At 60.1% G+C, this 9,094-nt stretch carries 7 protein-coding genes; 5 read left to right on the top strand and 2 right to left on the bottom strand.

The annotated features are described in order from the left end of the window. The 5 genes from QN224_RS31625 to QN224_RS31605 all read left to right on the top strand — a co-directional run. Nucleotides 1-1,786: SAM-dependent methyltransferase (locus QN224_RS31625; protein WP_283979888.1), on the top strand; the 1,786-nt coding region annotated here is incomplete at its 5' end. Nucleotides 1,787-2,405: 619 nt separating this feature from the next. After that, nucleotides 2,406-3,629 carry an extracellular solute-binding protein gene (locus QN224_RS31620; RefSeq protein ID WP_283979887.1) on the top strand — a complete coding sequence of 408 codons (1,224 nt, stop codon included), beginning with the start codon at nucleotides 2,406-2,408 and terminating at the stop codon, nucleotides 3,627-3,629. A gap of 26 nt (nucleotides 3,630-3,655) precedes the next feature. Then, nucleotides 3,656-4,744: a sugar ABC transporter permease gene (locus tag QN224_RS31615; protein WP_283979886.1), complete on the top strand. Its 1,089-nt coding sequence runs from the start codon at nucleotides 3,656-3,658 to the stop codon at nucleotides 4,742-4,744. Beyond that, on the top strand, nucleotides 4,744-6,141 hold the full coding sequence (locus tag QN224_RS31610; RefSeq protein ID WP_283979885.1) for a carbohydrate ABC transporter permease: 1,398 nt from the start codon (nucleotides 4,744-4,746) through the stop codon (nucleotides 6,139-6,141). Before QN224_RS31615 ends, QN224_RS31610 begins: the two co-directional genes overlap by 1 nt. 139 nt (nucleotides 6,142-6,280) lie before the next feature. Beyond that, a complete protein-coding gene (locus QN224_RS31605; protein ID WP_283979884.1) occupies nucleotides 6,281-6,463 on the top strand; it encodes a hypothetical protein in 183 nt (60 codons plus the stop codon). 350 nt (nucleotides 6,464-6,813) lie between these two features. Here QN224_RS31605 and QN224_RS31600 read toward each other — a convergent pair whose 3' ends face one another. Continuing rightward, complete coding sequence (locus QN224_RS31600; RefSeq protein ID WP_283979883.1) at nucleotides 6,814-7,755, bottom strand: alpha/beta hydrolase; 942 nt, start codon at nucleotides 7,753-7,755, stop codon at nucleotides 6,814-6,816. Nucleotides 7,756-8,181: 426 nt separating this feature from the next. After that, on the bottom strand, nucleotides 8,182-9,094 hold a 913-nt coding region (locus QN224_RS31595), incomplete at its 5' end, for a calcium-binding protein (protein ID WP_283979882.1).

Below are 9,094 nucleotides of genomic sequence, written 5' to 3'. Positions count from 1 at the left end.
GGTCGAGGAGCGATCGAGCCCGCTCGGACTGCTGACGGTCGTCGAGAGCCCGACCGTGCCTTTCCGCTACGCGCCGGGCCTCAGCCTCGCCAACGTGCAAGAGCCGCCCGCGCAACTCGCCGTCTTCACCGATGGCGACAGTATTACGGCGATCACCGCCTATGGCGGCGACCCGGCGACGGTCGCCTATCTCGGCCGGACAACGGCGGCGCTCCCGTACCGCATCTTTGAGCGGCCGCGGGTGCTAGTCCTCGGCGCCGGCGGCGGCGAGCAGGTGCTGCTGGCGCTGCGCGCCGGAGCCGATACCGTGGATGCTGTAGAGGTCAACCCGCAGATGATCGACCTGGCTCGGAATCGCTTCGCGGACATCGTCGGCGGCATCTTCAGCCGACCGAATGTGCATCTGCATCTAGCCGAGGCGCGCGCCTTCGCTGCGACGACTGGCGAGCGTTACGGCCTGATCCAGATGCCGCTCCTTGACTCCTTCAGCGCGGCCGCGGCCGGCGTGCAGAGCCTGCATGAGAACTATACCTACACCGTGGAGGCAATGCGGGATTACCTAGCGGTGCTGAGACCAGATGGAGTCGTCGCGATCACGCGATGGCTGCGGGTGCCGCCGCGCGACATCCTCAAGCTATTCGCCACTGCTACCGTTGCGCTTGAAGCGGATGGCGTAGCCCAGCCAGGCCGGCACCTGGTGCTGATCCGGAGCTGGAATACTGCAACCCTGCTCGTCGCCAAGGCGCCGTTCACCGGCGAAGACGTCGCAGCCATCCGCGGCTTCGCGGCCGAGAATTTCTTTGACATCTCCTGGGCGCCGGGCATCTCCGCGAGCGACGTGAATCGCTACAACCAGCTCGACCAGGAATATCTCTACCAGGGAGCCCTCGCTCTCCTCGGCCCTGAGCGCGCCGAATTCACCGAGCGCTACAAGTTCGATATTACACCGGCCACTGACAATCGGCCCTATTTCTTCGACTTCTTCCGCTGGCGCGCCCTGCCCGAACTCCTGACGCAGCGCACCCAGGGTGGGGCAGCGATGCTCGACTGGGGCTACCTGATCCTCGTCACGACGCTCGTCCAGGCCGCGACCCTCAGCGCCGTCCTGATCCTGCTGCCGCTCTGGCTTCGCCGGCGCGCACCGGGGAGAGCCGTACATCGGCTGCGCTTCGGGCTCTATTTCCTTGCCTTGGGCCTGGCCTTCCTCTTTATCGAGATCGCCTTCGTCCAGCGCTTCGTGCTGTTCCTCGGCCATCCGCTCTACGCTGTCGCTGTCGTGCTCGCGGGTTTCCTTGCCTTTGCCGGTTTCGGTAGCGCCGTAGCCGCACGGTGGATGGCGGCGGTCGGACGCGGATCACCGGTGCGCGGCATTGCGCTCGCCGTCGTGGTGATCGCGTTCCTGGCTGCCAGCTACCTCGTCGCGCTGCCCTTGATATTCGAACGGCTGCTGGCACTCCCGGATGCCGCGAAGATCGCGATCACGCTCCTCCTCATAGCGCCGCTCGCCGTCTTTATGGGCATGCCGTTCCCCCTCGGCCTCGGCCACGTGGGTGCACGCTCGGACGAGTTTATTCCCTGGGCGTGGGGGATCAATGGCTGTGCGTCCGTGCTGAGCGCGATCCTCGCCACACTGCTTGCGATGCATATCGGGTTCACAGGCGTCGTGACGATCGCCACCATCCTTTACCTTCTCGCCCCGGCCTTACTCGCAGGGTTGTCGGATCGATACGATGAGCACGGCTCTGTTTCCGATCGCAACCGTTCGCGAGTTAAACCAACCGGCTGAAAGTCCTACGCGGCTAGCGAGTGCGCCCTGCGACTGCTCGCCAGGGGGATGTCGTGCGGGTCATTGGCAAATGTCGGCTTTGGGAATCAGAGCTTCCCCTCCAAATATCTGTCGGGGAAGACCCGAGAGGGGTCATGACCTCCGGTTCGGCGTCAGTGTTTGAAACGTCATATCACCGCGCGAATGACCGAAAATAAATTAAGACTTGCCGTGTGATTGCGGAGAAGGAACGTCGGAGAAGGGTCGAAGGGAGCCGTTCTTCAGTTCTTCACGAGCCCTGTGCAGGGCTTGTTGCGAGGATGTTCACGTTCTGGGCTGAAAAGATAGCATAATGTATCGACTGGAACGACGTTCGCAAGCGTGCCGCATGCCCGCATGCGGTGGAGCTGTAAGCTGACCCGACGCAAGCGGGCGATAGTCAATAAGAGGCGCCCAGCTCCTAGCCAAGCCTGCTGGAGTGAAGAAAGCGAGGATATCGCAGTTCGATCAACACCGGCAGGCTGCCATTGCCGTGGTGCCCTGCTCGACGTTTTCGCATACGAAACTATCTACCCCCTGAGCAGCGGGACGCCTTTGTCGCGTAGTCGCCGCTCTGGATCTGATCGGAGGAAAGACGGATATGCTGTCCCGTCCTGCGAGAGCGCTCGCCGCAGCGACCATGCTCCTTGGCTTGCCGGCGTTCGCTGAGGAGACCGTGCGGATATCTGGTTGGGGCGGGTCCGAGGTCGCGATTGTCAACGGATTATTGACGAACGTTCTTGCCGAAAAGCTCACGAAAGAGGGAATAACGGTAGAGTACGAGCCCGTTGATGGCGACTTTTCGCAATTCATTCTCAACGCTCTGTCGGCGGGCACCGCTCCGGACCTTTTTTATGTCGATGTCTTCTGGGCGCGCTCCATATTCAGCGCCGGTCAAGCAGCACCGGTAGCGCAGGACGTTTCTGGTTTTGCAGCCAATCTCCTTCAGGCCTTCACCTTTGATGGGAAGCTTTATGCAATCCCGAAGGACTTCAACACACTGGCGATACATTTCAACAAAGACATCTTCGACGATGCGGAGGTTGCCTATCCGAGCGACGACGACACCTGGACGACGCTGGAGCAAAAATTGGTAGCCGTGCACAAGGCTCTTCCGGAGGTCGATGGCCTTTGCGTCGTGCCGGAATATGCCCGGTTCGGCGCCTTTGCATTGTCGACGGGCTGGCCCCCTTTCGATGGCCAGGGAAAAACCGTGCTCGATGAGCGTTTTCGTCGGGCTTTCGACTTCTACACCGGCCTCGTGAAGTCCGGGGCTGCCGTCATGGCCGCCGATGCAGGTCAAAGCTGGACCGGCGGTTGCCTGGCGTCCGAGCGGGCTGCCATAGCGATCGAGGGCGCCTGGATCATCAGCGCCCTGCGCGATAGTGCTCCGAATATGAATCTCGGCACTGTCCGGATGCCGAAAGACCCTGAAAGCGGCAAACGAGGCAATATCGTCTTTACCGTCGGTTGGACCGTCAATGCGGCCTCGAAGGTCAGTAAGGCTGCTGCAAAAGTCGCCGAGCTCCTGACCACCGAGGAGGCCCAGCAATGGGTCTTGGAGCAGGGGTTGGCGCTTCCGAGTCGGACGAGTCTCGCCGACAACCCTTGGCTGCGGGGCGGCCAGCCCGAACAGATGGCAAGCCGAGTGGTTCTCGAAGGCCTGGCGGACGATCACGTCTCGCCGTATTTCTTCGGAGACGTCGGAGGAAGTTGGATGCAGCCGATCAATGCTGCGCTCAATTCTGTCTTCCTGGAGGAGGCGGATGCCGACGCAGCTTTGGCATCGGCACAAAGCGCCTTTGATCGGATGCTTGCCAAGTAAAGCAGGGTACCCGCCGGAGGACATGCATGTCGCGAGGTAGTTCAGAAGAGAGGAGCGGCTGGCTGTTCGTATTGCCTTTCACAATCTCGATGACGCTGTTTTTTGTCTACGCGATCGTCCGGACAGCTTATTACAGCTTTACCGATTTCGACTTGTTCAAGGCTCCGAGCTTCGTTGGACTGTCCAATTACGCTGCACTCGTCTCCGACGAACTTTTCCTCATCGCCCTGCGCAACACAATCGGCTTCTCGCTGATCGTCACGACGGTCCAGACCGTGCTTGCGCTTGCCCTGGCGGTTCTCGTGAGTCACGCCATCCGGGCGAGGGGACTCATTCGAACGGTGTTTTACCTGCCATCCATCATGTCCAGTGCGGCCATGACGCTTATCTTCCTCTGGCTGTTTCAGAGAGATGGCTTCCTGACCGCGATCGTCAGCGTCGTGCTTGCTTATCGCCGGCACATCCTTTTGTTCTTCGCGGTTTTCGCTGCGTTGCAGGGCGCACTCGTCCTCAATGCGCGACGCAGCTATGAAGGTGTTTCGATCTTCGATCCCTTCTTCCTGCTCGTCGCAGCCTTCGGCGCGCTGGCGCTTGTCGTTGCCTGTGCCCTCGCGGGATTGCTGCCTGTTTTCGAGAACGATCTGCTTATTTCCTGGCTAAATACTCAGCGGCAATTCCTCTTCATGCCGGTCACGCTGTGGTCCGTCGCGTTGATGAATGTCTTTACGACGGTACCGACGCTGATGCTGTTGTTCCTGGCAGGGCTCCAGTCGATCCCGAGCGCTCTGTATGACGCGGCCGAGATCGACGGGGCCAACGCCTTCCAGCGATTTCGCCACATAACCGTGCCGGCGCTCAGGCCGGTGACCTTTGCCGTCGTTACGATGGGCGTCATCGGTACTCTACAGATGTTCGATCAGGTCGCCATTCTGGGAGATGCGGCGCCCCTCGCAAGTCGAGCGACGCTTGCCTACTACGTTTATGAGAACGCCTTTCCGGCAGGCGCCTCTTCGAGGATCGGCATGGCAAGTGCTGCGTCGCTCGTCCTCGGCATCCTCACAGTCGCAGTCGTCTACGTTCAAAAGTCGGTCGGTGTGAAGGAAAGGGCCGAATGATGGCGAGGCCGACCGCTGTCGAGGCCGTGCCGTCGCGCCGCCGCCTGCCGGCCAGCGCGCTTCGCCGCCGCCAGCTTGCGGTAAGCGCGTGGTTGTATCTGACCTTTCTGGCCGTCGCGACCATCATGGCAGGGACATTCGTTCTTGCCTTTATGGCGAGCCTGAAGGTCGACCCAATGGAGAGACCGTTCCGTCTCTATTTCGACCAGCTCAACCCGGCCGCATGGATCGCCGCCGCCCGTTTGGGGCAGGAGGGCGCGGGTGACGTTTTGTGGGGAGGGTTCTCTCCTGGCGCAAAAATTACCTTCAGTGTCACTTACGCAGCGCCCGCCGATACACCGATCGTCGAGCCGAGGGCCGAGATTCCCCGTCGCCGCCCGGGCTCAGGCATCGCCGCTGCGCTCATGCGGGATTATGCCGCGGACTACGCGTCGATTGCGCTGAGAAGTTCCAGTTCGGCAACGATGCAGGTTCGTGACGCGCGGGAAATTCGGCAAACCTCGCAGACGCGAACATTCGTCTACGAGATTACCTACCGCCCCGATCGCCAGAACAGGCCCCGGATCGAACGCACACCCCTCAATCTGACCGCTCCGCCCTCTCAAACGCTTGTAGACAGTCCGATTTCGCCGTCGCGATCCGAACGTCGCGGACGTTTGCTGAGTTGGGACAACATCACACCTGGCGCTCTCGGGTTGATCTTCAACAACTACCGACGGGTTATAAACGAGACGGCTGACCTGCAGACAGGGAAGAGCCTGTTCGGGAGCTGGCTGGTCAATAGTCTTGCCATCGCCACAGGGCGCCTGCTCCTGACGCTCGTCGTCGCCAGCCTTGCGGGATATGCGCTTGCGCGGCTCAAGTTCAGGGGCAGCCGGCTGCTGTTCGCAGCACTGATCTTCTCAATGACGATTCCGGCGCAAGTGACCTTCGTCTCGAACTATCTGATTTTCAGGGACCTGTCGCTCCTAAACACCCCCTGGAGCGTAATCGTCGTTTTCGTCGCCTCGGCCAACGTCCTGTTAATGAAGCAATTTTTCGAGGGGTTCCCAAGAGAGATAGAGGAAGCTGCCATCGTCGACGGCGCCAACCGTTTTCAGGTGTTTTGGAAGATCGTTCTGCCAAACGCCAAGCCGGCTTTGTTGGTCAACGCGATTCTCGCCTTTCAAGGCGCTTGGAACGACTTCTTTTGGCCCCTTGTCCTTATCACCAGCCCACCCGAAGCGCTGACGGTCCAAGTCGGGCTTCTCAGCCTACGTCGTTCGTTCGGGGGTGCGCAGGGCGATTGGGGACTCGTTCTGGCGGGTGCGTTCCTCTCGGTCGTGCCCGTCCTTATCCTTTTCGTGCTCTTCCAGCGGCACATTGTCCCCACTCAGTTTACTAAGGGCATCACATAGAACTCCCGGTGTGGTGGTGGCTTTCCGGAAGAGATCGTCCGGGCCGGACACTCTGACACAGCGCAGAGTCAGACGGCGGCAAGCATAGGCCGCGAATACCGTCTGAAAGGTTTGAGAAGCCGGTTGAGCGTTACGCCTTGTGAGAAACGTTAGAAGGCTGGAGCCGGATGCTGAAGGTGCCAAGAGGCCCGCTCAGGTGCCGCTGGAGGGCATGCCGGACGACCTCACCTGGAATCTCGCAATGGTATGGAAGCCGCGCGGCGCCCGCCGGGCGCTGATCGCGTTCCTTGAGACGATCAGATCCATCTCGCCGACCAAGTGACTTCGAGCGGCGGATGCAGAAAGGGACCGTGGTTGGAAATGATAAGTCACGCGCTGTTGGCCGGAGACAGTTCACCTGCCACTAAAGGCCCGCATCGTCCAAGGCGCTCGCTGTGGGATTGCCGAAATTTACGAGCTGAAGCTTTGCCGCCTCTCCGTTGATTGGATTTGGCCTGCCCCAGGACCATCTTTTTTGGCGTTCCGTATTTGCACTTTTGCCCCAGCGCCGGAAGTTCTGGACGGGGTCGGCGAGCGTCCGCAATGGGGTCGGCGGGAGCCGTTCTTCGCGAGCCCCGCGCACGGCTTGTTGCGAGGGTGTTCTCGTTCTGGGCTAATAGATCGCAAAATGTATCAATCGGAACGGCATCCTTGGGAGACACTCGAATTCACCTGCTTGCCGATCCCTTTCGTTCGCAGGAAACAAAGAACATCCTCAGTGAACTGGTGCGGGTCCTGCAATTGGGAAAAGTGACTGACTTCAGGCTGAATTAGCAGGCCGGAGTTCGGAATATTGTCAGCAATGAAAAGCGTGTCCTTGCGCCTGATGACTTCTTCGTGGTCGCCATCTGCAATCCAGACTGGAACTTGAATGCTGCGAAGATCTCGCTTGGCGATATCTGGCTGCGAGGACCACATCTTCTCCATCTGACGGTAAAAGGCGTCATACTCGCCCGGTGTCGGAGACAGTCTCTCGTATTCTTCGCGCGTGCGTTGAAGGTACTGCTCAAAAATCTTGCTGTCAGAGAGATCGTGCATCCCAGATGGATCGCTGTTCGCCCCGAAGGCGAACACGCCGCTGACCCGATCTGGGTTGCGTATCGCAAGCTTGAGCCCAATTATCGCGCCATCGCTCCAGCCTATTATGGCAGCCTTCGACACGTTCAAATGGTCCATCAGCGCAACGACGTCGGATGACATTCCGTCGTAGCTGAAATCCTGCTCGGCCCGGGTGCTGCGTCCGTGGCCACGGCTGTCCATGACAACGACTTTATAGGATTTGGCGAGTTCCGGGACCTGATGACCCCAATAATCGGAGTTGGCGAGGCCTCCGTGCAACATGATTACGGGCTCGCCTGAGCCGAAGGTGGCGTACCAGATCTTAGCACCATTTATCGCCACTGATCCCTCTAGGGACGCTGACGGAAGCTCTGGAGTATCTGGAAGCGTTCGCCATCTCGGCTGCGCCGCCGTCGCTGTGCTGATGGACAAAACCGCGACCAAGGTGCTGATCAAAGTAATGACCCACCGTATTCGCAGCAACCGGTCGAGACGAACTGCAAATCTTCCCGTCATATCCTCGCCTCCGATAGCTGTCGGTCTGTGGTCCCATCAGCAGGTTATTGCCGTCCGCAACGCGGATGGCAGTTTCAGCACTGTTCTTAGCGCCATCACGCCGAGCAAGGCCGGCCCCTCGGATGATGCGGACGCTATTCGACGCACACCATTAGCTTGCAATATACGCAAATTTCCCGGAACTGGAATTCATCCTATCGGGTGAGGACCATGAGATTTGGGGAGGCGAATGACGATCGCTGAGCGAGCGCCTGACGACTGCTCTGATCCGGTTTCTGGTATGATCTTATACGGTGAGCGCTATGCGCTCTGCTCACTTCGACGAACACTACGGCATTGGTGCGCCACTCCCCACGGGCGAATTAGGCCCAACGGATCGTTGGGCCTACATGGAGCAGGATGTGACAGCGGTTTTTGTCGCCCAGCTTAGGCCACCAGGAAATCCGCATGCGTCAGTGACAGTCCGGTCGAGAGCGTTGCGAATTGTACGGCGCCTCCGGCGGCGTTGCCGTTGGAATCGTAAACTAGTCCGCCGGTCGACGGATTGTAGACGATCCGGTCGTCGGCATCATGTGCGGCCGAACCAAGATGGAATGCTGCCGCTGCCAACGTTCCGACGGTTCCGAGCACGGTGAATACTGCGTTCTCAAGCCGGATCGTATCGGCTGGCACAGAGAAATCGGTGATCCGATCGATATTGGTGGTGGCGTTGAGAGCTGTGTTAAAGAAGAACGTGTCGTTGCCGATACCGCCGGACAGCGTGTCCTTGCCCGCGCCGCCGTTCACAAGATCATTACCGGCCCCGCCATTCAGCACGTTGGCGCCCGCATTGCCCGTCAGGACATTGTTTCCGGTGCTTCCGGTGCCGTTGATGTTTCCGCTACCGAGCAGCGTCAGATTTTCGACCGCCCCCAGCACACGCGCGGTGTTGGCCAGGCTGAAACTGATCAGGGACTGCACCGTGTCGACGCCAGCTGAGCCGGTCAGGCTCTCGTTGACGATGTCGCCGGCATTGTCGACGACGTAGGTGTCGTTGCCGCCGAGGCCGCGCATGTTGTCGGCGCCGGCGCCGCCGTTCAGCACGTTGGCGCCCGCGTTGCCCGTCAGGACATTGGCTCCGGTGTTTCCGGTGCCGCTGATGTTTCCGCTACCGAGCAGCGTCAGATTTTCGACCGCCCCCAGCACGCGCGCGGTGTTGGCCAGGCTGAAACTGATCAGGGACTGCACCGTGTCGGTGCCAGAGGAGCCGGTCAGGCTCTCGTTGACGATGTCACTGGCATTGTCGACGACGTAGGTGTCGTTGCCGCCGAGGCCGCGCATGTTGTCGGCGCCGGCCCCG

This window comes from Sinorhizobium sp. 7-81 (assembly GCF_030124405.1).
GTDB classification, from domain to species: Bacteria; Pseudomonadota; Alphaproteobacteria; order Rhizobiales; family Rhizobiaceae; genus Sinorhizobium; species Sinorhizobium psoraleae.
Note: the sequence above shows the minus strand (reverse complement) of the source record. Positions and strands in the feature narration are given on the sequence as shown.